The organism is Craterilacuibacter sinensis (assembly GCF_009831765.1).
Lineage (GTDB): Bacteria > Pseudomonadota > Gammaproteobacteria > Burkholderiales > Chromobacteriaceae > Craterilacuibacter > Craterilacuibacter sinensis.
On sequence record NZ_WSSB01000009.1, the window covers coordinates 1 to 21,823 of the forward strand.

Sequence of the window (21,823 nt, forward strand, 5' to 3'; positions counted from 1 at the left end):
AGCTAATCACCACGAGACAACAGATACAAGGGTGGGTTAGGGCGCGGTGCGCCCGTAACCCACCGATATTGCTTCGCATGTGGTGGGTTACGCCCCCGCGGGGCTAACCCACCCTACCGCCCCCTACAGCAGGCTATCGCCGTCGCCAAGCAGGCGGCGCGCGATAATCATGCGCATCACTTCATTGGTGCCTTCCAGTATCTGGTGCACGCGCAGGTCGCGTACATGGCGCTCCAGCGGGAAATCATTCAGATAGCCGTAGCCGCCAAAGAGCTGCAGCGCGTCGTTGGCCACAGTGAAACTCGCGTCGGTCGCGAAACGCTTGGCCATGGCGCAGTAGGCCGAAGCATCGGCTGTGCCGCTATCGAGCTTGTACGCAGCCAGACGCACCATCTGCCGTGCGGCCACCAGCGTGGTCACCATATCCGCCAGCCGGAACTGCACGCTTTGCAAGCTGGCAATTGGCGCGCCGAACTGCACCCGCTGAGCGACATAGGTGCGGGCCGCATCCAGCGCTGCCTGCGCGGTACCCACCGCTGTGGTCGCGATATTGATGCGCCCACCGTCCAGCGCCTTCATAGCGAAGGTGAAACCCTGACCTTCCGCGCCCAACAGGTTCTCGCGCGGCACATACACATTGTCGAAGCTCACAGCGCGCGTGGGCTGGCTTTTCCAGCCCATCTTCTTTTCGTTCTTGCCATAGCTGATGCCGGGGCTATCCGCCGGCACGATAAAAGCCGAGATGCCGCGCGCACCTGCACCACCGGTTCTGGCCATCACTACCAGCACTTCGGTTGCACCTGCGCCGGAGATGAACATCTTGCTACCGGACAGGCGCCAGCCATCGCCATCCCTCTCGGCGCGGGTTTTGAGCGAAGCGGCGTCCGAACCCGCGCCCGGCTCGGTCAGGCAATAGCTGCCCAATATTTCGCCAGCGACCATGCGCGGCACCCAGCGGGCGGCCACTTCGCTTTGGGCGAAGCTCGCGATCATCCACGTCACCATATTGTGTATGGTCAGGTAGGCTGCGGTGGAGGTACAGCCGTAGGCGAGTTCTTCGAACACGATGGCAGCATCGAGTCGCGGCAGTGCAAGGCCGCCGTACGCCTGCGGCGTATACAGGCCGAGAAAGCCCAGTTCACCCGCCTCTCGAATGGTCTCCAGCGGAAAATGCTCGTCGCGGTCCCAGTCGGCGGCGTGCGGGGCAAGCGCATGGCGGGCGAAGTCGCGCGCGGCGTCCTGTAGCGCCAGTTGCTGTTCGTTCAGTGCAAAGTCCATGTCGCCTCCTATTTGAGCGAGATGGTGGTGTTGACCCGGCCGACGCTTGCCGCATCGTCAAACCAGCGGCAGGTCACGGTCTGCGTCTGGGTATAGAACGCCACCACCTGCTTGCCGTAGGGGCCAAGATCACCCAGTTTGCTTGCGCGCGAGCCGGTAAAGGAGAACAGCGGCACCGGCACCGGAATCGGCACATTGATGCCGACTTGGCCCACGTCGATATTCTCCTGGAAGTGGCGGGCGGCGGCGCCGGACTGGGTAAACAGCGCCACGCCGTTGCCATTGGGGTTGGCGTTCACAAGCTCGATGGCCTCGTCCAGCGTGGCGGCGCAAAGCACCACCAGCACCGGGCCGAAGATTTCCTGACGGTAAACCGACATCTCGGTGGTCACGTCGGAGAGTACCGTCGGGCCGACAAAATTGCCGTCCGGGTAGCCTGACACCGTCACCCCGCGCCCGTCCAGGCGCAGCGTGGCACCCTCGGCCACGCCTTCGGCGATCAGGTTTTCCACCCGCGCCTTGGCTGCTGGCGAAATCAACGGGCCCAGGTCCGGGTTGTTGATGCCGGCGCCGACTTTCAGTGTCTGTGCGCGGCTAAGCAGCTCATCCAGCCACTGTTGCGCCTCGCCCACCAGAACGGCAACCGAAGTGGCCATGCAGCGCTGGCCGGCTGCGCCGAAGGCGGCGCCGATGAGCTGATTGAGTGTCTGCTCGCGGTTGGCGTCAGGCAAGACTACCGCATGGTTCTTGGCGCCCAGCATGCACTGCGCGCGCTTGCCGGCCAGGCTTGCACGGTTGTAAACATGGGTGCCGACGCGGGTGGAACCGACAAAGGACACCGCCTTGATGTCGGGGTGGTCGCACAGCGCGTTCACCACCTCTTCGCCGCCGTGCACCACATTAAGCACCCCGGCCGGAATGCCTGCTTCCAGCGCCAGCTCCACCAGACGCATGGTGACCATCGGGTCCTGCTCGGAGGGCTTGAGCACGAAGGTGTTGCCGCAGGCGATAGCCATCGGGAACATCCACAAGGGGATCATCGCCGGGAAGTTGAACGGTGTGATGCCGGCACACACGCCCAGAGGCTGCAGCACGGTATGGGTGTCGACACCGCCGGCAACGTTCTGTGCGTATTCGCCCAGTTGCAGCGTGCCAATATTGGCAGCGTGTTCGACTACCTCCAGGCCGCGGAAGATGTCGCCCTCGGCATCGGCCAGCGTTTTGCCCTGTTCTGCGGTGAGGATGGCGGCAAGTTCGGCCATGTGCTCGCGTATCAGCTGCTGGTATTTCAAAAAAATGCGGGCACGGGTGCCGATAGGCGTCTTGCGCCAGCTGGCAAACGCACGCCGGGCACTGGAGACCGCTGCGGAAACTTCGGTGGGTGTGGCCATAGGCACATGGGCCAACACCGCTTGCGTGGCCGGGTTGATGACATCGCGCCATTGCGTGGTTTCTGACTCGACAAATTCGCCGCCTATCAGCAGCTTGACCTTAGGGATATTCATGGCAGTTTCCTGTGTGGTGTTCAGCGACGATCTTCGATCAGGCGGCCGTCGTCGGGCAGGGCATTGCTTAACAGCACGCGGCCTGACAGACGGGTCAGTGCCTTGAGGCTGGACTCAATGGCGGCTGTGTCGCAACTGGCCGCTGCGTCGATATGCAGTGTCATCACATCCTTGCCCGCATCGTCGTGGCTGAGGATCAGGCGCGCGCGGTGGATGTCGTTGTGGCGCGCCAGCACGGCTTTGACTTGCTCGGGGTGGACAAACAGGCCGCGCACCTTGGCGGTGTCGTCGGCACGCCCGAGCCAGCCCTTGATGCGTTGCTGCTGGCTGCCGGGCACGAAGGCGGACAAGTCGCCAGTAGCAAAGCGGATCAGCGGGTAGACGGGGGAGAACGAGGTGATGACCAGCTCGCCGGTTTCTCCCTCGGGCAACGGCTTGCCGCTGGCGTCGCAGATTTCGGCGATGATGCCGCCGGCTACATGCATGCCGGTGCCGGTATCGGTCTCATACGCGATCAGTCCCAGCTCGGCGCTGGCATAGCACTGGCAAATGGCGATGCCGCGCGCCCGGCAGCGCACACGCAGGCTGTCGCTCAGTGCCTCGCCGCTGACCAGGGCCTTGGCAAGTGCAAGAGGCGTGGCGGTTTCGTCGGCCTTGTCCAGGATCAGCTGCAGGAAGCTGGGGGTGCCGACATAGGCGTTAACGCCAAGGTTTGCCAGCGCCGCCAGCGTGATCTCCAGATTGCCCGGCCCACCGGGAAACACGGTGCAGCCCAGTGCCTGCAAGGCACTGTCGAAAATGAAGCCGCCGGGTGACAGGTGGTAGGAAAAACCGTTATGCACGATATCGTCGGCCACGAAACCTGCCGCGGTCAGCGCCTCGTCCATGCGGTAGCTTGCCGCATCCATCGGCTCGTAGATCGGGCCGGGGGATGCGAACACGCGCAGCGCCTTGCCGGCGGCGTAACCGCCAAAGGGCGGCCTGGCCGCCTGGGCGGCAATCAGCGCGGATTTGCGCGTCAGGGGCAGGCTGGCCAACGCCGCCCGGTTATTGATGGCGTCAAGTGGCAGACCCGACAGCAGTGCGGTGTAGGCGGGGGCTTGTTCGCGTGCGTAGCTTAATTGCGCCGGCAGGCGCGCCAGAAGCAGGGCAGCCGGATCGCAGGGCCAATGGTTCATGGCACGCCTCCTCAGGCCAGCCAGCGCTTGCGCCGGCGGTAGTGTTTGACGTCGCGAAAGCTCTTGCGCCCTTCGCCGCCCAGGCCCAGATAAAACTCTTTTACATCTTCATTGCCGGCCAGCTCCTCCGCCGTACCATCCATGACCACGCGGCCGTTTTCCAGGATGTAACCGAAATCGGCATAACGCAGCGCCACATGGGTGTTTTGCTCGGCCAGCAAAAAGCTCACTTTTTCCTTCTGGTTGAGCTCCTTCACGATCTCGAAGATTTCCTCGACGATCTGTGGCGCCAGCCCCATCGATGGCTCATCCAGCAAAATCATTTCCGGCTGGGCCATCATGGCGCGGCCGATGGCAGTCATTTGCTGCTCGCCGCCCGAGGTGTAGCCGGCCTGACTGGTGCGGCGCTGCTTCAGGCGCGGGAAGTAGTGGTAGATACGCTCCAGCGCGGCTTTTTGTTCGGCGCGGCTGTGCTTGCGGGTAAAGGCGCCGGTGAGCAGGTTTTCTTCCACCGACAGGTGGCCGAAGCAATGGCGGCCCTCCATCACCTGCACAATGCCGCGTTTGACCAGCGCATCCGGCGTGGCGCGATCGATGCGCTCGCCCTTGAATTCGATACTGCCCTGGGTAATATCGCCGCGCTCGCTGGCGAGCAAGGTGGAGATGGCCTTAAGCGTGGTGCTTTTGCCCGCGCCGTTGGCGCCAAGCAAAGCGACAATCCGCCCCGGCGGCACTTCCAGCGACACGCCCTTGAGCACCAGAATCACATGGTTGTAGATGACTTCGATATTGTTGACCGACAACAGTGCGGTGTTTGTCTGCATGGATCTGCCCTTAGCAAGGTGGAACTGTGCTGCCGGAAGACAGGCCTTTGCGCGCTGTCTTCCGGCAGGCCAGGCGTTTACTTCTCGGCGGCGCAGTTGCGCGGCGCGATGCCTTTTTCCTGTGCATACTTCTGCGCCGAGGCCTTGACCATGGGGCCGATTACGCTGCTGTCGGCCTTGATCCAGCCGGACACCGGTTTCCAGTCGCTGCCGTTCCACTGCATAAAGCGGGTATAGCCGCTGCCTTCATGGTTCTGGCAGCTGGTCTTGATCTGCGGGAACATATCGGACACGCCCAGTTCTTTTTGGCGCTTGGCGTCGATATTCAGATTTTCCATGCCCCAGCGGATCTGGTCGCCAGTCAGCGGCTTGGCACCATATTTCTTCTGCGCGGTGCTGATGGCTTCGGCCATCAGGATGCCGCTGAGCACGCCGCGGTTGTAGTTGACGGTGCCGATATACCCCTTGTCGGACAGATTGCCCTTGCCTGCGCCGTAGACGGTTTTTTCGATGTCCTGAATCAGCGGGAACTGTTTGCCATCCATGGCAAAACTGCCGGCGATATAGCCTTTGGCGGCATCGCCGGCGGCCACTGCGTCTTCTTCCGACCCCCCCCACCAGTTGGAGACGATCTTCTCGCGCGGGAAGCCGACTTTTTGCGCCGACTTGAGCGCCGACGGGGTCATGACGCCCCAGCTACGCAGCAGTACGTAATCTGGCTTGGCGCGGCGAATCTCCAGCCATTGCGACTGCTGTTCGGTGCCCGGTGCAGGCACTTCGATATGGGTCAGCTCGAAACCGTATTTCTTGGCCAGTGCATCCAGAACCGGAATGGTTTCCTTGCCATAGGCCGAGCCGTGGTAGAGATTGACGATTTTCTTGCCCTTGAGCTTGTCCATGCCGCCCAGTTGCTGGCCGATAAAGGACACCTTGGCGCTGGCCTGGCTCCAGTACGAGGTCACCAGCGGGAACACATACTTGAACACCGTGCCGTCTTGTGCATCGGCGCGGCCAAAGCCCATGGTCATCAGCGGAATCTTGTCCTTGTCGGCACGCTCCATGGTGGCGTAGGTGATGCCGGTCGACATGAAGTTAAACGCCGAAGCGCCGCCGCTCTTGCCCTTGAGCCGCTCGTAACATTCGACACCGCGGTCGTTCTTGTATTCGGTTTCGCACTCTTCGTAGCTGAGCTTGACGCCACCGATGCCGCCTTGCTTCATATTGACGTAATTGAGGTAGTCGATCATGCCGCCATAGAACTTGGCACCACCCGAGGCGTAAGCACCGACACGGTAGCTCGGAATCGGAATGAACTGTTCGCCTGCGGCCAGTACAAAGCCGGACAGGGTTGTCAGGGCCAGCGATACGGCGAGTACGGTTTTTTTCATGTGTTGTCTCCTGAGTAGTGGGCCTGCGGGTACTGCTTAAACAAAGTGGGTGCGACTGCGTCGTGCCTTAATGCGGGAAGGGCCATAAGCGCAGTTTTTCCTTGCTGATCTGCCACAGACGGGCCAGACCCAAAGGCTCGACCGCCAGGAAAAAAATGATCAGGGCGCCGAAGATCATCATTTCGAGATTGGACATGAACTGCGAGCTCACCGCGCCATGCAAAAGCTGGCCGGCCAGATTCAGCAGCACCGGCAACAGCACGATAAAGGCCGCACCAAGGAAAGCCCCGAGGATGGAGCCGACGCCGCCGATAATGATCATGAACAGGATCTGGAAAGAGCGGTTCAGATCGAAGGCCTGCGCATCGACCGTGCCCAGGAACACGAAGGCATACAAGGCGCCTGCCACGCCGCAGTAAAACGAGCTGATGGCAAAAGCCAGAAGCTTGGTGCGCAGCATGCGGATGCCGATCACCTCGGCGGCCACGTCCATATCGCGTATCGCCATCCATGCCCGGCCCAGGCTTGAGCGCACCATATTCTTGGCGGCCAGTGCCATCAGCGCGACGATGGCCAGCGTGAGCAGGTATTTCTCGGCTGGCGTATCCAGCGTGATGCCGAACACGGACAGCACTGGCGAGCTGATCACCCCCGAGCTGCTGTCATTGGAGAACCAGGGGAACTTGGTAAACACCCACTCCACCAGAAACTGCGCGGCCAGCGTCGCAACCGCCAGATAAAAGCCCTTGATGCGTAAAGACGGCAGGCCGAACAACACACCGACCAGCGCCGCGCTCAAGCCACCCAGCACCAGCGCCAGCAAGAGCGGCATGCCCGGCACGCGCAGCATGAAGTTGTAGGTGGCGTAGGCGCCCACCGCCATAAAGGCCGCCGAACCCAGCGATAGCTGGCCGGCGTAGCCGGTGAGCAAATTCAGCCCGAGCGCGGCCAGCGAAAGCACCAGAAACGGGATCAGGATGCCGGAGAGCAGGTAGTCGCTGGCAAGACCCGGCACCGCGACAAAGGCGAAAAGCAGCAGGGCAATAATAAAGATGCGGTCCTGGCGGATAGGCAGGATGGCCGAATCGGCGGCATAGGAGGTCTTGAATTGACCGGCTTCACGATAAAACATGGCTTAGACCCTTTCGATGTGTTTTTCGCCGAACAGACCCTCGGGGCGCACCAGCAAGAACAAGAGCGCCAGCACATAGGGGAACCAGTTCTCGATACCGCCGGACAGAATCGGGCCCAAGTACACTTCGGCCAGCTTTTCACCGGCACCTATGATCAGGCCGCCGATAATCGCGCCCGGCACCGAGGTAAAACCGCCCAGAATCAGCACCGGCAGCGCTTTAAGCACCACCAGCGTCAGCGCAAACTGCACACCCAGGCGCGAGCCCCACAGCAAGCCGCAAACCAGCGCCACAAAACCTGCGACGCCCCAGACAATGGCCCAGATCTGCTTGAGCGGAATGCCGACCGACATCGCCGCCTGATGGTCGTCCGCCACCGCACGCAGCGCCCGCCCCAGACGGGTCTTGTTGAAAAACAGCGCCAGCGAACCGACCAGAACGGCACAGATGGCGGCGGCAAACACATCAAAACTGGAGATAAACACGCCGCCCACATCGAAAGGCTCGTCGTTGAAGCCCAGATTCAGACCGTGTACATCGGCCCCCCACAGCATCTGCGCCAGACCTTCCAGAAAGAAGGCGAGGCCGATGGTGGCCATAAACAGTGAAATCGGCGGCTGGTTGACCATGGGGCGCAGCACTACGCGCTCGATGGCCAGGCCCAGCGCCACCATAATCACCAGCGTGATAAAGAAGGTCAGCCAGAACGGCACGCCCATGGCCTGTATGGAGACGAAGGTCAGCGCTGCGAACAGCACCATCGCGCCCTGGGCAAAGTTGAATACGCCGGAGGCCTTGTAAATCAGCACAAAGCCCAGTGCCACCAGCGAGTACATCACGCCGGCGAGCAAGCCGCCGACCAGAACTTCGGTAAAGAAAAGCCAATCCATGCTGGTCTCCTTAGTGGCGGGTGCCGAGATAGGCGGCAATCACATCGGGGTTGTTGCGCACATCGTGCGGTGTGCCGTCGCCTATTTTCTTGCCGTAATCGAGCACGATGACGCGGTCGGAAATGTCCATCACCACCCCCATATCGTGCTCGATCAGCACAATGGTTGTGCCGAAGGCATCGTTGATATCGAGGATGAAGCGGCACATGTCCTGTTTTTCCTCCACATTCATCCCGGCCATAGGCTCGTCCAGCAGCAGCAAGGTCGGTTCGGCAGCAATGGCGCGCGCCAGCTCCACCCGTTTTTGCAGGCCGTAGGGCAGGCGGCCGACCGGGGTCTTGCGTATCGCCTGAATCTCGAGAAAGTCGATGATCTGTTCGACCTTTTCGCGCTGGGCCATTTCCTCGCGTTGCGCGCGACCCCACCACAAGGCCTGCTGCAGGAAGTTGGCATGCATCTTCAGGTTGCGGCCGGTCATGATGTTGTCCAGCACGCTCATGCCCTTAAAGAGCGCAATATTCTGGAAGGTGCGCGCGATGCCCATACGCGCCGCCTCGTGCGGATGAATGGCCCCGCGCGGCTTGCCGCGCCAGGTGACCTGACCCTGCTGCGGGTGGTAGACGCCATTGATCACATTCAGCATCGAGCTTTTGCCCGCGCCATTGGGGCCGATAATGGACAGCAACTCGTGCTCGCGCACATCCAGGCTGATATCGGTCAGTGCCTTGACGCCGCCAAAAGACAGCGAAATGTTTTCGGCGGCCAGAATGACATCGCCGGTCTTGTGTTGCGGATTCATGCGGCCTCCCTGGCATCGGTCAGGTTTTTGTTGGACGGGTTCTGCAAGGGGGCGCTGCCTGGAAAGGTTGCCGCATCCATGATGCTGAGGGTGGCGCAGATGCGGCCGCTGCGGCCGTCTTCGAACTTGACCTCGACATCGATGGCCGACTCGTGCGAGCCGTCGTACAGGGCGTTGATCAGGCTGCTGTAACGCTCGGCAATAAACTTGCGCTTGACCTTGCGGGTGCGTGTCAGCTCGCCATCGTCGGCATCCAGTTCTTTATGCAGTACCAAAAAGCGCTTGATCTGCGAGCCGGCCAGGCGCGGGTCGTTTGCCAAAGAGCGGTTCATCTTTTCTATGCACTCGCGCAGCAGCGCATAAACCGGCGCTTGCGCCGCCAGATCGGTGTAGCCGGTGTAGGCCATGCCGCGCTTTTCGGCCCAGCTGCCCACCGCGCTCAGGTCGATATTGATAAAGGCCGTGGCAAAATCACGGCCATCACCAAAAGCCACCACTTCCTTGATGTGCTGGAAGAATTTGAGCTTGTTTTCCAGCAGCTTGGGCACGAACAGGCTGCCGTCGGACAGGCGGCCGACATCCTTGGCGCGATCTATGATTTTGAGCTGGCCATCGTCGTCGAAATAGCCGGCATCCCCGGTATGTACCCAGCCGTCAGCCGTACGCGTGTCTGCAGTGGCATCCTCACGTTTCCAGTAGCTGTGAAAGGTGCCGGGGCCGCGAAACAGGACTTCGCCGCTGTCGGAAATTTTGACTTCGACGCCGGGCGCAGGGACGCCGACCGTATCCGGCCTGACCTTGTCGTTGGCCTGCACGCAGACCATGACATAAGCCTCGGTCTGGCCGTAGAGTTGCTTGATATTGATGCCGATGGCGCGAAAGAAGTCGAACAGCTCGGGGCCGATGGCTTCGCCGGCGGTATAGGCAAGCTTCAGCCGGGAAAAACCCAGCACATTCTTGACCGGGCCGTAGATGAGCGCCTCGCCCAGCCGATAGCCGACGCGGTCCCAGAAACCTACCGGCCGGCCTTCCAGAATATCGGTGCCGACGCGGCGCGCATGCTCCATAAAGTAGTGGAACAGGCGGTGCTTGATGGGACTGGCGTCCTCCATGCGTATCATGATCTGGGTCAGCAGATTTTCGAATACGCGCGGTGGCGCAAAATAATAGGTCGGGCCGATTTCTCTCAGATCGGTCATGACCGTGTCGGACGACTCGGGGCAGGCGACACAAAAGCCGGTAACCAGCGACTGGGCGTAGGAAAACAGGTTGTCGCCCACCCAGGCCATGGGCAGATAAGCCAGCACCTCTTCGTGTTCGGTCAGCCCCTCAAGTTCTGCAGCATTGCGTGCGGTGGTCACCATGCTGCCGTGGGTGTGCACCACGCCTTTGGGGGTGCCTGTGGTGCCCGAGGTGTACAACATGATGGCCATATCCGCGGCCTGGCTTTGCGCGACAAGTTCGGTAAACAGTTGCGGCTTGCTATCGTTCAATACCCGGCCACTGCCCAGCACTTCGGCGATGTCGTGCAGCTTGTCGTTCAGGTAGTGGCGCAGGCCGCGGGCATCGTCATAGACGATGTTTTCCAGTTGCGGACACTGTGCTTCGACTTCCAGCAGCTTATCCACCTGCTCCTGATCTTCCACCACGGCAATTTTTGCGCCGGCATCGGCCAGCACAAAGGCCATTTCACTGGCAATGGCATCCTGATACAGGGGGACGGGAATGGCGCCCAGGCACTGGGCTGCCAGCATGCTCATATACAGGCGCGGGCGGTTGTCCCCGATGATGGCGAGGCGATCGCCACGGCCAAGGCCCAGCGATTGCAAGCCCAGCGCCAGCGCGCGCACCTCCTGCTCGACATCATGCCAGCTCAGCGTTTGCCAGATGCCCAGATCCTTTTCCCTTAAGGCCGGACGCGTCGGGCGGACCCGGGCGTGATGCAACAGATACTTGGGGAAGGTGTCCGGCAGCGCCTGCTGCGGGGTGGACGCGATTTCCATGTCTTTGTCTCCTCATGCCCACTCGCATGCGTGGCGGTGCGGGTCTGGATGGTGGAAGGTTGCGGAAAAACAGCACTTAATAGGGGTAAAAGCCGTGCCCGCTCTTGCGCCCCAGCTGGCCGGCGGCAACCAGTTGCACCAGTAGCGGGCAAGCGCGGTATTTGCTGTCGCGAAATTCGGTGTGCAGGATGTCCATGATGGCAAGGCAGGTGTCCAGCCCGATCAGGTCGGCCAGCGCCAGGGGACCGATCGGGTGGTTCATGCCCAGCTTCATCACCGTATCCACATCGGCGGCGCTGGCAATGCCTTCATATACGGTGAACGCCGCTTCATTGATCATCGGCATCAGGATGCGGTTGGAGACAAACCCCGCGCCATCCTTTACTTCGACCGGCGTTTTGCCCAGTGCCCGGGAGAGTTCCATCACGGCGGCGCAACTGGCGTCGCTGCTTTGCCGCGCACGGATGACTTCAACCAGCTGCATCAGCGGCACCGGGTTCATGAAGTGCATGCCGATGACCCGCCCGGGGTGGGAGACCCAGGATGCGATGCGGGTCAGCGAAATGGACGAGGTATTGGAAGCCAGCAAGGTCTGAGGCGACACGATGGCATCAAGCTGGTGAAAGATCTGCTCTTTCACGGCCAGGTTTTCGCTGGCCGCCTCGATCACGATCTGGGCCGAACGCAGGCTGTCCAGATCAGTGCTGCCATGGATGCGGGCCAGGATCTCATCGATGCCGGATTCGGCCTGCAGCCCTTTTTGCGCCATGCGCGACAGGCTGTGACGTATCGTTGTCAGGGCGCGGGTGAGGGCGTCTTCGCTGATATCGCAAAGCCTGACTTCAATGCCGTGCATGGCCAGCGTCTGGGCGATGCCGTTACCCATGGTGCCGGCGCCAATCACGCCTGCCGTGCTGATGTTCATAAGGAGTCCTCTGGTCGCTTGCCTGTTTGCCACTTCAAATTAATTGCCGCTTACGTTAACGTCAACATGCTTTTGTGTTATCTTGACGTTAACGTAAAGTGCTGTTGTTTTAGATACACACTTGGGTAAAAGGAAAGCACCTATGAAACAAGTGGCACGCAAGACCACATTCAGCATCAGCGAGCTGGCCGAAGAGTTTGATATCACCACCCGTGCGCTGCGTTTTTACGAGGATCAGGGCCTGCTCAGCCCCGAGCGCGACGGGCAGCGGCGCATCTATACCCGGCGCGACCGCGTGCGTCTGTTGCTGACGCTGCGCGGCAAGCGCATCGGCTTGTCGCTACAGGAAATCCACGAGTTGTTCAGCCTGTATGACGCGGCCAGCGACGATGAGCCGCAACTGATGGAATTCGTGAAAAAGCTGGAAAAACGCGAGCAACAACTGCGCACGCAAATGGACGATATCCGCTTGGTGCTGGGTGAAATCGGCCAGCTCAAGGCGCAGTGCGAACACTTTATGGCGCGGCGTACCGGCGGTGTGCCGGCCTGATGCCCCGCAAACAGACGATGAGCGCCAGCATTACTTATGGTTTATGACCATCATGCGCGGCATGGGCCGCAAGACAACAAGGAGAAAGCAATGCAGCAAGACCCTATCGTAATTGTCGGCATGGCGCGCACCGCCATGGGCGGCTTTCAGGGCATGTTTGCTGGCCTTAGTGCCAGTGAACTGGGGGCGGTGGCCATTCGTGCGGCCGTTGCGCGCGCCGGCCTTGCGCCGGAGTCTGTCGACGAAGTCATCATGGGCAATGTGCTGGGCGCAGGCCAGGGCCAGGCACCGGCACGTCAGGCCTCGCGCGGCGCCGGTTTGCCGGATGCGGTCAATTGCACCACGCTGAACAAGATGTGCGGCTCGGGCATGAAGGCGGTGATGCTGGCGCACGATATGCTCAAGGCCGGTTCGGCCGACGTGATGGTGGCCGGCGGCATGGAAAGCATGAGCAATGCACCCTATGTGGTGCCCAAGGCACGCACCGGTTTCCGGCTTGGCCATGGCGAAATCAAGGACCATATGTTTCTTGACGGGCTGGAAGATGCTTACGACAAGGGCAAGCTGATGGGCGTATTTGCCGAACTGTGTGCCGACAAATACGGCTTTAGCCGGCAGGCGCAGGATGGCTATGCCATCGAGTCGCTGATGCGCGCCCAGGCTGCGGTCGAAGCCGGTGTCTTTGCCGCTGAAATTGCGCCGGTCACTGTCGCCAGCCGCAAGGGCGAGCAGGTGCTGAGTGTAGACGAGCAACCGCTCAAGGCCAGTGCCGACAAAATCGCCACGCTTAAGCCCGCGTTCAAACAGGATGGTACCGTGACTGCGGCGAACGCCAGCTCCATCTCGGACGGGGCGGCAGCCGTGGTGCTGATGCGCCAAAGCGAAGCCATGGCGCGCGGCCTCAGCCCGCTGGCACGCATCGTGGCGCATGCCACGCACGCGCAGGAGCCGGCCTGGTTCACCACGGCACCGGTTGGCGCAATACAGAAACTGCTGGCCAAGACCGGCTGGGGCGTGACGGATGTGGATCTGTTTGAAGTCAATGAAGCTTTTGCCGTGGTGGCCATGGCGGCCATGCAGGAACTTGATCTGCCGCACGACAAGGTCAATATCCGTGGCGGCGCTTGCGCGCTGGGCCATCCGATCGGAGCCTCCGGCGCACGCATTCTGGTGACACTGGTGTCTGCGCTACAACAAACGGGTGGCAAACGCGGCGTGGCCAGCCTGTGCATAGGCGGGGGCGAGGCCACCGCACTTGCACTGGAGCTTGCTTGATGGTCGTGCCCAATAGCTAGAAACACCAGATCGCTCCGGGGCGCCAGAGCGCAAGGCCCAGCTGAGAGGGTGAAGACCGGATTCGATGGACTTGATCCGGATAATGCCGGCGTAAGCAATGGCTGCAGGTGTCCAGGCGGGCATGGCCGGCTTCTGCCTGGCAGCCAGATGCGCTTCATGGCTGTGGTGCATCTTGATAAGAAACAGCCCGGAGAAGTCCGGGCTGTTCTGCATAGGGCAAGAGGAACTTAGAGGTTGTCTTGAAAAGCCAGCTGCAAGAGAATCAAGCCCCCTGAACAGGGCATGTGATTTAGATTGACTTGCCTGACGGATCGGAACGGACAACCATGGCGCCGCATTTAAAGGCGACAGGAACAGGGCGCAGCTGCCATGAGGGACATCAGTCGCTCTCTCCCAGCCAGTGGCGGTAGATGGTTAGCGCAACGGCCAGCAAGGTCGGCCCGATAAAGAGTCCGATCACACCCCAGGCCAGAAGGCCGCCCATTACCCCCATAAAAATGACGAACAGGGGCATTTGTGCGCCCTGGCTAATCAGCAAAGGGCGCAAGACATTGTCGACGGTGTTGACCAGCAAGAAGCCCCACAGCAACAGGAAGATACCGTAATTGTTGTCGCCCACGTAAAACAGCCAGCCGGCAGCCGGCAGCCATACCAGAAGCGTCGGCAACTGGGCAACGGCAAACACAAAGCACAAAAACCCCAATGCCAGTGCACCGGGTATCCCGGCGATCAACAGGCCGATGACGCACAAGATGGTTTGCGCCAATGCCGTACCCACCACGCCGTTGGATACGCCACGCACGGTGCGTGCAATCACTTCAGCCAGACCGTCGGCCGGGGCACCGCCCAGTTTGCGCAAGGTAAGATTGGCGCCGTCCCATAGCTTGTCACCATTAATCAGCAAAAGACCGGAAATCAGGATGGCAAGAATGATTTCCAGCAGGCTAAAGCCGATGCTGGCACCTTGCTCCAGTATCCATAAAGCGGCCTTATTGGCGGTTGGCCGCAGTTTTTCAATAAAACCGGGCACATCGGCTTGCACCGAGAGCCAGAACGCATTGAGCTTGTGGCCGATCAAAGGAATGGTTTCCAACCAGGCAGGTGCATGCGGTATCGGGGTGTGCCCCAAGGTTTCCAGCGTCTGGGTGTCGGGCAGGCTGTGCGCCAGCTTGACCGCCATCACGCTGATAGGCGCGGCAATGGCAATCATCAGCAGCAACACAATGGCGATGGCGGCCAGTTTGTCGCGGTTGCCCATATGCTTGGCCAGCCAGCGGTAGTAGGGCCAGGTCGCAATGGAAATGATCGATGCCCAGATCAGTGCACCAAGAAAGGGCTGGATCACTTTAATACAGGCAGCCAGCAGAAGCAGCACGGCGGCAATACGGATGCCCGCCATCACATTGAAGCTTTGTTTTTCGGTGTTCATGGCAGTCAGGTTCAGATCAGGAATGAATTTATCATGGCATGCGGGCAAGAAAAAAACCGGACACTTGAAGTCCGGTTCTCGCCATGCAGGCATGCCGCTTAGGGCAGGCGTTGCAACAGGGCAGGGCCATCCACAAAACCGACGATAACCGGCTGCTGCTTGCCCTTGGCATCAAATACGATCAGCCCGGGCGGGCCGAACAAGCCAAAACGCTTAAGCAGTGCCTGATGGTCGGCATTATTGGCCGTGACATCGGCGCGCAGGCGCATAAAACCAGCCAGCTTTGCCACGACGGCAGGGTCTTTGAAAGTGACTTCTTCCAGCTCTTTGCAGCTGACACACCAGTCGGCGTAAAAGTCGACGATCACAGGTTTGCCGGCAAGCTGGGCTTCTATCAGCGCCTGATCCAGCGCGCCCACGCTGGCTATGTCTTGCCAGGGCTGGACAGCTGCTGTGGCATCTGCCTTTTGTCCGGCCAGAAAGCCCAGTGGCTGGCGCGGATTGCTGGCGCCGGCCAGCATGCCGACAAGCTGGGCAGCTCCTAAGAGAAACAGCACGATGCCGAGCGCCTTGCCCAGCTTGTTACGGTAGCCAGCATTGGGCGGTAAACTCTCGAACGTCTTGAGAAAGACCGCGCAAGCTATGGCCAGCGCACCCCAGAGACCCAGCACCAGAAACGCCGGCAGAAAAGGCGTCGCCAGATAAAGCGCCAAGGCAAGCATCAGCACACCAAAACCGGCCTTGACGACTTTCATCCACGCGCCGGCACGCGGCAAAATGTGGCCGCCAAAAGTCCCGATCAGCACCAAGGGCAGGCCCAGCCCCAGCGCCATCATATAGAGTGCGGCCCCACCCAGTAACGCATCCCCGCTTGCTCCGATATAACCCAGCGCCAGCGCCAGCGGCGGTGCGACACAAGGCCCGATCAACAAGGCCGACAACATTCCCATCAGCGTGACGGTGGCCAGCTGGCCGCCGCTAAGCTGGTTGGAGGTGCTGGCTAGCCGGCTTTGCCAGGCGGCAGGTAGCTGGATGGCGTAAAGATCGAACATGGACAAGGCAAAGGCCACCAGCAACAAGCTGGCGCTCAAAATCACCGCCGGTTGCTGCAGCCAGACAGTCAGCAGTGAGCCGGTCAGCCCCGCAATCACCCCGATAACGGTGTAGGTCAGAGCCAGACCCTGCACATACGCAAATGACAGGATAAAGCCGCGCTGTCGGGTAAGCGTGTGCCCCTGGCCGGCAATCAGTGACGAGATAATCGGTAGCAGGGGATACATGCAGGCGGTGAGCGCCATTCCCAGCCCCGCGATAAAAAACATGGAGAGCGTCGCCAGCCAGCCTTGTGCAGACAGATCATTATCTGTCATGTCTGCAGGCGATGGGGCCTGGGGCTTGGCTAGCCAGTCGGGCAGCAAGGATTGCCCCAGCTTGATGGTGCGGGTGTCCGGCGGGTAACACACACCGACATCGGCGCAACCTTGCAGTTTGACTTTGAGTGTCAGTGCCTCGGGCGCATGGGCCAAAAGCGGCACGGTGACCGCAACTTTGCCGGTATAGATGCGCTGCAAGCCAAAATAAGGATCGTCCTTGAGCTTGCCATCGGGAAATATGGCCGCGCCGATCAAGCCGGGCGGCTCGCTAGCCACCGAGATGCGCTCGCGGTACAGATAGTAGCCGGGTGCCACTGTGAAATTAAGCGTCACCACGCCGCCCTGCCGTTCAGCCTTAAGCGCAAAGGCCTTTTCCTGGCTGAGCAGGTCATCCTGGCTTAGCGCATGAGCGGGCAGACTGAATATGCTGCCTAGCAAGACAATCAGGGCAAAGAAAAATGTTTGCCAACGGCCGAAAAAAAGAGAGGTATGCATGCGCGCATTGTCCCGTCGAGGGGACTATCTTGCAAGCGCATTAATCGGCATGGGATAACTGGTTGCGCCCTGCATGCTTAGCGGCATACATGGCAGCGTCAGCTTGGGCAATCAATGCTTCAACGCTTACAGCGGCTGGCAAGCCGGACTGGGCAATACCGAAGCTCATAGATAAAACTGTGCCGTCCGGCATGCCGGTAATGTGCATCCCCGCCATTTTTTGCATGACATCGCGTACCAGCATATCTGCCTCCACCGCCTCGGTCATCGGCAGTAGCAACAGAAACTCCTCGCCGCCCCAGCGGGCGCAGTAGTCGGTTTGACGCAGACGCGACAGCAATAAATCGGCAACCTGCTGCAGTACCAGATCACCCGCTTCATGGCCTGCGGCATCATTGATACGCTTAAAATGGTCGACATCCCCCAGTACCACGCAAAATGGCCGGCCACCGCGCTGCTGACGGGCCAGCTCGTCGCGCAGCCGGGCCTGCATATAGCGTCGGTTATAAAGCCCTGTCAGCTCGTCTTGTTCTGATTGCTGGCGTAACTCTTCATTCAGTTGCTGCAGCGATTGCTGGTAGCGGTCTGAAATGCGCAGCAAGCGCGCCAATCGTTTCATTTGCTGTTCATGGCGTCCGGCGTAGCTCATGCCCCGGTCGTGCTCGGCTTTCTGGTAGCGGTCGGAAATGCGTGTCATCCGCTCCAGCTGCTCGGTATGATCGCAATAAAGGCTATACAAGCCATCCAGCGCCTGATGGAGCGGATGTCCCTGCCATTGCGGATCCGCAAGCAAAGCGCGGATGGTATCGTCCAGATCGGCAGGCTTGGCCATGATGTTTATCCTGTGTACGCCATGATTTCAAAAGGAAAGCTGCAATCTTCGCTAAACTCCTCTGCCAGTTCGGCCACCCGCTCGTTCTCCGGCTGGTAATGCCAGACCAGGCGGATGTCGCGTCCAGCAACAAATGCCTCTTCGGCGCTATCGAAAATATCCATCATGATGCGAATGCTGCTGGTGTTGAGGTAGAGCAAGCCGATATCCAGTTGCAAAGGCAGGCTGCTATCGCCGAGATAGGCTTGAACCCAGTCAAGAACCGGCTGAAAAAATTCGAATGCATTTTCCGGGTAAGAGTCCCCCGACATATGCAGCACGCCGCGGGCGGTGTCTGTGCGGATGCACGGCGTCGATGTCGTTGCAGGGATATTAAGGTCGAGCATATGAATCACCGTCCTGTTTCAAATAACGATCTGCAGGCTGAAAAAACCGTATTGCTCATCCAGTACTTGCAAGGCCGCTGCCGGCGGCTGGCTGGATTTGCGCGCCATATCGATCAGGCCTAGCCCTGCGCCGGTTGTTGCTCCGGGTTCACGTGGCATGCGCAGTTGCAGTTTGTAAGCGGCTTTAAGTTCTGCCTTATCCATCCCGGCCAGTTGTTCGACATGGCGGCACAGTGCTTTGCCATCGGCAAGATGGAGTACATTGCCGGCACAGACTTCATAGTGGCCATCGCTGCGGTGCGAAATGACCACCGTGCCGCTGGCCATGGCATCGGGCAAATTTTTTTGCCGCGAATAATGGCGTATATTCTGTGTCAGCTCAATGTAAATGCTGAATACGTCGGCAGTGGCTGAGGAGGACGCTTCCAGCGCCTCAAGGTGGCGGCGCAGCGCATGGCCGATTTCTTCGATCAAAGTGGCAGAAAACAGGCCGTTAAAACTGAGCAAGATAGCATTGCTATCGAATGTCTCGCGTAGCGCAAGCAGGTCTTGTGGCTTCATTTCTTTACCTCACAGGGCAGGGACAGGCTCGCATCAATGCCAAAAACGGCAATATCATCCATTTGCGGCAGCGCCTGTTGATAGTCAGTTAATACCGTTTGCAAATAGGCACTTCGCTCAGTCCAGGGCAGTGCTTGCAACTGGTTCAGCACGGCCTCGAAGCGGCGACGGCCAAAACCATAGCCCGCTTCACCGCCACTCTGGTCAAGCAGGCCGTCACTGCTCAGATAAAGAGAGAGCGCCGTGCTAAGCGGCAGGGTATGGTTGATCGCCTCCACCACGCGCTTTTCCCCCAGCGCCCGGCGAGCACCGCGTACGACATGTACGCCGGAGGCATCGACGCAATAAAGATCCATATGGGCACCGGCAAAGGTCAAACTACCGGCCTGCCGGTCTATATGGCAAAAAGCAGCATCCATAGTGCTGCTGATGCGGGTGGCAACCGCATCGCTACTGAAGCGCGTACGGGCTAAGGCATCCATGCGCATCAGCAGACCGGCCGGATTGTCAGCCGAACCGTCGACCAGCGCATTCTGAAAAGCGGCATGCGCCAGCATGGTCATTAAGGCGGCGGAGACGCCATGACCGGCACAATCGATCAGGCCAAACAGATAACCGCTTCGGGTCGGCACAAATACATATAAATCACCGCTGACGACATCGCGCGGCAACCACAGCAGGGCATGCTGCTGCGCCAGAGTCTGCTGCAGCACGCGATCCGGCAAGATGCCATGCTGAATCAGACTGGCGTAACGGATATTGTCGTTAATTTTTTTATGTGCCTCGGCCATTTCGCTATTGGCACGACTGAGCAACAAGGTGCGCTCGCTGACTTTGTCCTCCAGCTCCAGCGTATGGGTGCGGACTTGCTGGGCCATCTCGTCAAAAACATGCGCCAGCTCGCCAATCTCGTCATTGCGCGCCATGGCGGATTTGATATCATAATTGCCGGCAGCCAATTGCCTGACATTGCCCGTCAACCGGGCAATCGGCTTGAGTACCAGATGATCCACACCCAGCATCAACAGCAGCAATGTCAGTAAAACCAGCATCAGGATGGCAATAGCCATACCCCATAGCAGCTTGCTATCGATCAGGTGGCCGGCCATCGGGTCAATAGCGGATACGGTGAACCATCCCAGCTCGGGCAGCATGGCCAGCGCCAGAATTTGCGGCTTGCCATCCAGTGTGACCGGCAGGGATTCCAGCCTGGAGCTGCCAGCCTGCAAGCGTCGCAATGCCTCGTTCAGCGCCATCACATCGCCCTCCCCCGTGAGGTAATACGCGAGGGTCTGCCTGTCCTGTGCCTTTTTGCCTGCCAGATTGTAGGCAATGCGTGCGGGGTTGGCGTGAGCCAGAATCGCTCCCTGACGGTCGATTATCAGGCTGCTGACGCCAGACAAGCTATTGCGGACATAGTCATGCAAGAACCGGGTCAGATCGAGTCCGGTGCCGACTATACCCAGATGGCGTCCGCCCTCGGTGACCATGACATTGATCCAGACCTTGGTCACCTTCATATGCTCATCATGATTCACATTCAGATTGAGCGCATCGGACCGTTTGAGGCTGGAAAAAAACCATGAGTCGGCAGGCGTCGTCGCTGACAGCTTATAGCGTGGCTGCGCGCTAAAAGGCTTGATGTCATCATTAAAAAAGAAGTGCCTGGACTGTGCGCTGCTGACAAAATAAGAGTGGTCGGTAAATAGCTTGCGAAAGGATTCCGCATCGGCAAAAAAAGGCTTCTGGAGCGAGGGGTTGGCATCATCGCGCATAAATGCACGGGTGGCCGGCGAATCGGCCATTTTTTGAGCCAGAACAAGCTCGCGCTGGACGGGAATGAACAGGTTTAGTCGCTTCAACTCAACGTGGCTGCTGATATAGGACGTGGCAAAATGTACGCGCACCCGCTCCATCAACATCGCGCCAGCACCTAGCATCAGCGCCATAATGCCCAGCGCAAGCAAAATGGCAACGGTAAGCATCTTGCCACGTACGCCATGAAATCTTGACCGGATCGCCGGAGACGTATTGGCTGAGGCTTGAAGCATGAATTTTCCGAGTCTGGGTGGCTGGATATGCATTATAAATTTAATTATATTGCCATGCATCATCCGTGCATAGATTAATATGCACGCCAATAGCATCATAAAAACCAAGGACACGATTCTGCCCGCCATACACTTTGCTCATGCCAACAGTTTCCCGGCCAGTATTTACCGCAAAATGCTGGCCGTACTCGAGCAACACCATACCGTCGGCTACCTGGATACGATAGGCCATAACCCGCTGTTTCCGGTCAGTGACTGCTGGCCGCATCTGGTACGTGAAACCGTGACCTATATAGAGGAGCATTATCCGGCGGCAGTCTATGGTGTGGGTCATTCATTGGGCGGCTTTTTGCTGTTTTATGCCGCCATTGCCCGGCCGGATTTATTCAAGGGCATTGTGATTCTGGATTCGCCGCTGATGGGGCCTTTGCGCTCGCGCGGCATTTGGCTAGCCAAGAAGCTGGGCTTTATCCATAAGCTGACGCCGGGAAAAAACACCTTGCAGCGGCGCGATAACTGGGCTGAGACCGACATGATGCACGACTACTTCGCGCGCAAGGCCTTGTTTGCCCGCTGGGATCCGGAATGTCTGGCCGATTATGCGCGCCACGGCAGTGAAAGTAATGACAAGGGCGGGGTAAGGCTGAAGTTTCGGCCCACCATAGAGCACGCTATTTATACCACCTTGCCACATGATCACCCTCGCTATCGCGGCCAGCTTAAAGTGCCAGGCGTGTTTGTGGCCGGCACCCAGTCCGGCGTATTAAAGCGCGGCGACTTGCGCTGGATGCAACGCCACTTCGGCCTGAGCGTCGAGCACCAGGCCGGTTCACACTTGTTTCCACTGGAGCATCCGCTGGAAACAGGACGCCATATTCTGGAGATTGTTGCTGCCATGGAAAGCCGGCAACTGATGGCAAAATGAAA

Annotated in this window: 19 protein-coding genes; 3 read left to right on the forward strand and 16 right to left on the reverse strand. The window is 59.5% G+C overall.

All coding sequences use genetic code 11. The features are described from left to right. Window positions 1-123: 123 nt before the first annotated feature. The 10 genes from GQF02_RS10455 to GQF02_RS10500 all read right to left on the reverse strand — a co-directional run bounded on the left by GQF02_RS10455 (window position 124) and on the right by GQF02_RS10500 (window position 11,923). Window positions 124-1,278, reverse strand: a complete 1,155-nt coding sequence (locus tag GQF02_RS10455) for an acyl-CoA dehydrogenase family protein (protein WP_160796945.1) — start codon at window positions 1,276-1,278, stop codon at window positions 124-126. An 8-nt stretch (window positions 1,279-1,286) separates the two neighbouring features. Continuing rightward, window positions 1,287-2,783 (reverse strand): CoA-acylating methylmalonate-semialdehyde dehydrogenase, encoded by a 1,497-nt coding sequence (locus GQF02_RS10460; protein WP_160796947.1) that lies wholly within the window; start codon window positions 2,781-2,783, stop codon window positions 1,287-1,289. Between the two features lie 20 nt (window positions 2,784-2,803). Beyond that, a complete protein-coding gene (locus GQF02_RS10465; protein ID WP_160796948.1) occupies window positions 2,804-3,961 on the reverse strand; it encodes a phenylacetate--CoA ligase family protein in 1,158 nt (385 codons plus the stop codon). 11 nt (window positions 3,962-3,972) lie between these two features. Beyond that, window positions 3,973-4,785: an ABC transporter ATP-binding protein gene (locus GQF02_RS10470; RefSeq protein WP_160796949.1), complete on the reverse strand. Its 813-nt coding sequence runs from the start codon at window positions 4,783-4,785 to the stop codon at window positions 3,973-3,975. A gap of 77 nt (window positions 4,786-4,862) precedes the next feature. After that, window positions 4,863-6,173 (reverse strand): ABC transporter substrate-binding protein, encoded by a 1,311-nt coding sequence (locus tag GQF02_RS10475; protein ID WP_160796950.1) that lies wholly within the window; start codon window positions 6,171-6,173, stop codon window positions 4,863-4,865. A 67-nt stretch (window positions 6,174-6,240) separates the two neighbouring features. Continuing rightward, the gene (locus GQF02_RS10480) at window positions 6,241-7,305 is read right to left on the reverse strand and encodes a branched-chain amino acid ABC transporter permease (protein ID WP_124734000.1); all 1,065 of its coding nucleotides are present in this window, start codon (window positions 7,303-7,305) and stop codon (window positions 6,241-6,243) included. Window positions 7,306-7,308: 3 nt separating this feature from the next. Next, on the reverse strand, window positions 7,309-8,196 hold the full coding sequence (locus GQF02_RS10485; protein WP_124733999.1) for a branched-chain amino acid ABC transporter permease: 888 nt from the start codon (window positions 8,194-8,196) through the stop codon (window positions 7,309-7,311). Between the two features lie 10 nt (window positions 8,197-8,206). Then, on the reverse strand, window positions 8,207-8,995 hold the full coding sequence (locus GQF02_RS10490) for an ABC transporter ATP-binding protein (protein WP_124733998.1): 789 nt from the start codon (window positions 8,993-8,995) through the stop codon (window positions 8,207-8,209). Next, on the reverse strand, window positions 8,992-10,998 hold the full coding sequence (locus tag GQF02_RS10495; RefSeq protein ID WP_160796951.1) for an AMP-dependent synthetase/ligase: 2,007 nt from the start codon (window positions 10,996-10,998) through the stop codon (window positions 8,992-8,994). Before GQF02_RS10495 ends, GQF02_RS10490 begins: the two co-directional genes overlap by 4 nt. A gap of 76 nt (window positions 10,999-11,074) precedes the next feature. Next, window positions 11,075-11,923, reverse strand: coding sequence for a 3-hydroxybutyryl-CoA dehydrogenase (locus GQF02_RS10500; RefSeq protein ID WP_160796952.1), 849 nt, complete (start codon window positions 11,921-11,923; stop codon window positions 11,075-11,077). Window positions 11,924-12,065: 142 nt separating this feature from the next. On the opposite strand from GQF02_RS10500, the gene GQF02_RS10505 reads away from it, so the two are divergent. Further along, complete coding sequence (locus GQF02_RS10505; protein WP_124733995.1) at window positions 12,066-12,473, forward strand: MerR family transcriptional regulator; 408 nt, start codon at window positions 12,066-12,068, stop codon at window positions 12,471-12,473. A gap of 90 nt (window positions 12,474-12,563) precedes the next feature. Then, window positions 12,564-13,748 carry an acetyl-CoA C-acyltransferase gene (locus GQF02_RS10510; protein WP_160796953.1) on the forward strand — a complete coding sequence of 395 codons (1,185 nt, stop codon included), beginning with the start codon at window positions 12,564-12,566 and terminating at the stop codon, window positions 13,746-13,748. 400 nt (window positions 13,749-14,148) lie between these two features. Here GQF02_RS10510 and GQF02_RS10515 read toward each other — a convergent pair whose 3' ends face one another. The 6 genes from GQF02_RS10515 to siaA form a co-directional block, all read right to left on the reverse strand. Next, window positions 14,149-15,198, reverse strand: a complete 1,050-nt coding sequence (locus GQF02_RS10515; RefSeq protein WP_160796954.1) for an AI-2E family transporter — start codon at window positions 15,196-15,198, stop codon at window positions 14,149-14,151. Window positions 15,199-15,296: 98 nt separating this feature from the next. Beyond that, on the reverse strand, window positions 15,297-17,066 hold the full coding sequence (dsbD, locus tag GQF02_RS10520) for a protein-disulfide reductase DsbD (protein ID WP_160796956.1): 1,770 nt from the start codon (window positions 17,064-17,066) through the stop codon (window positions 15,297-15,299). A 40-nt stretch (window positions 17,067-17,106) separates the two neighbouring features. Continuing rightward, entirely contained in the window at window positions 17,107-17,898 is a 792-nt protein-coding gene (gene siaD / locus GQF02_RS10525) for a biofilm regulation diguanylate cyclase SiaD (RefSeq protein ID WP_160796958.1), read from the reverse strand. 5 nt (window positions 17,899-17,903) lie between these two features. After that, window positions 17,904-18,284 (reverse strand): biofilm regulation phosphoprotein SiaC, encoded by a 381-nt coding sequence (siaC, locus tag GQF02_RS10530; protein ID WP_160796960.1) that lies wholly within the window; start codon window positions 18,282-18,284, stop codon window positions 17,904-17,906. Between the two features lie 18 nt (window positions 18,285-18,302). Next, window positions 18,303-18,845 (reverse strand): biofilm regulation protein kinase SiaB, encoded by a 543-nt coding sequence (siaB, locus tag GQF02_RS10535; protein WP_124733989.1) that lies wholly within the window; start codon window positions 18,843-18,845, stop codon window positions 18,303-18,305. Then, the gene (gene siaA, locus GQF02_RS10540; protein ID WP_328698612.1) at window positions 18,842-21,025 is read right to left on the reverse strand and encodes a biofilm regulation protein phosphatase SiaA; all 2,184 of its coding nucleotides are present in this window, start codon (window positions 21,023-21,025) and stop codon (window positions 18,842-18,844) included. The genes siaB and siaA overlap by 4 nt, the downstream gene beginning before the upstream one ends. On the opposite strand from siaA, the gene GQF02_RS10545 reads away from it, so the two are divergent. Next, window positions 20,976-21,821 (forward strand): alpha/beta fold hydrolase, encoded by an 846-nt coding sequence (locus GQF02_RS10545; RefSeq protein WP_220789431.1) that lies wholly within the window; start codon window positions 20,976-20,978, stop codon window positions 21,819-21,821. The two genes, siaA and GQF02_RS10545, sit on opposite strands and share 50 nt — an antisense overlap. Window positions 21,822-21,823 lie beyond the last annotated feature (2 nt).

Bases quoted from the DNA above. Each gene is read 5' to 3' on its own strand.
- GQF02_RS10455 (WP_160796945.1), bottom strand. From the start codon at position 1,278: ATGGACTTTGCACTGAACGAACAGCAACTGGCGCTACAGGACGCCGCG.
- GQF02_RS10460 (WP_160796947.1), bottom strand. From the start codon at position 2,783: ATGAATATCCCTAAGGTCAAGCTGCTGATAGGCGGCGAATTTGTCGAG.
- GQF02_RS10465 (WP_160796948.1), bottom strand. From the start codon at position 3,961: ATGAACCATTGGCCCTGCGATCCGGCTGCCCTGCTTCTGGCGCGCCTG.
- GQF02_RS10470 (WP_160796949.1), bottom strand. From the start codon at position 4,785: ATGCAGACAAACACCGCACTGTTGTCGGTCAACAATATCGAAGTCATC.
- GQF02_RS10475 (WP_160796950.1), bottom strand. From the start codon at position 6,173: ATGAAAAAAACCGTACTCGCCGTATCGCTGGCCCTGACAACCCTGTCC.
- GQF02_RS10480 (WP_124734000.1), bottom strand. From the start codon at position 7,305: ATGTTTTATCGTGAAGCCGGTCAATTCAAGACCTCCTATGCCGCCGAT.
- GQF02_RS10485 (WP_124733999.1), bottom strand. From the start codon at position 8,196: ATGGATTGGCTTTTCTTTACCGAAGTTCTGGTCGGCGGCTTGCTCGCC.
- GQF02_RS10490 (WP_124733998.1), bottom strand. From the start codon at position 8,995: ATGAATCCGCAACACAAGACCGGCGATGTCATTCTGGCCGCCGAAAAC.
- GQF02_RS10495 (WP_160796951.1), bottom strand. From the start codon at position 10,998: ATGGAAATCGCGTCCACCCCGCAGCAGGCGCTGCCGGACACCTTCCCC.
- GQF02_RS10500 (WP_160796952.1), bottom strand. From the start codon at position 11,923: ATGAACATCAGCACGGCAGGCGTGATTGGCGCCGGCACCATGGGTAAC.
- GQF02_RS10505 (WP_124733995.1), top strand. From the start codon at position 12,066: ATGAAACAAGTGGCACGCAAGACCACATTCAGCATCAGCGAGCTGGCC.
- GQF02_RS10510 (WP_160796953.1), top strand. From the start codon at position 12,564: ATGCAGCAAGACCCTATCGTAATTGTCGGCATGGCGCGCACCGCCATG.
- GQF02_RS10515 (WP_160796954.1), bottom strand. From the start codon at position 15,198: ATGAACACCGAAAAACAAAGCTTCAATGTGATGGCGGGCATCCGTATT.
- dsbD (WP_160796956.1), bottom strand. From the start codon at position 17,066: ATGCATACCTCTCTTTTTTTCGGCCGTTGGCAAACATTTTTCTTTGCC.
- siaD (WP_160796958.1), bottom strand. From the start codon at position 17,898: ATGGCCAAGCCTGCCGATCTGGACGATACCATCCGCGCTTTGCTTGCG.
- siaC (WP_160796960.1), bottom strand. From the start codon at position 18,284: ATGCTCGACCTTAATATCCCTGCAACGACATCGACGCCGTGCATCCGC.
- siaB (WP_124733989.1), bottom strand. From the start codon at position 18,845: ATGAAGCCACAAGACCTGCTTGCGCTACGCGAGACATTCGATAGCAAT.
- GQF02_RS10545 (WP_220789431.1), top strand. From the start codon at position 20,976: ATGCACGCCAATAGCATCATAAAAACCAAGGACACGATTCTGCCCGCC.
- siaA (WP_328698612.1), bottom strand. From the start codon at position 21,025: ATGGCGGGCAGAATCGTGTCCTTGGTTTTTATGATGCTATTGGCGTGC.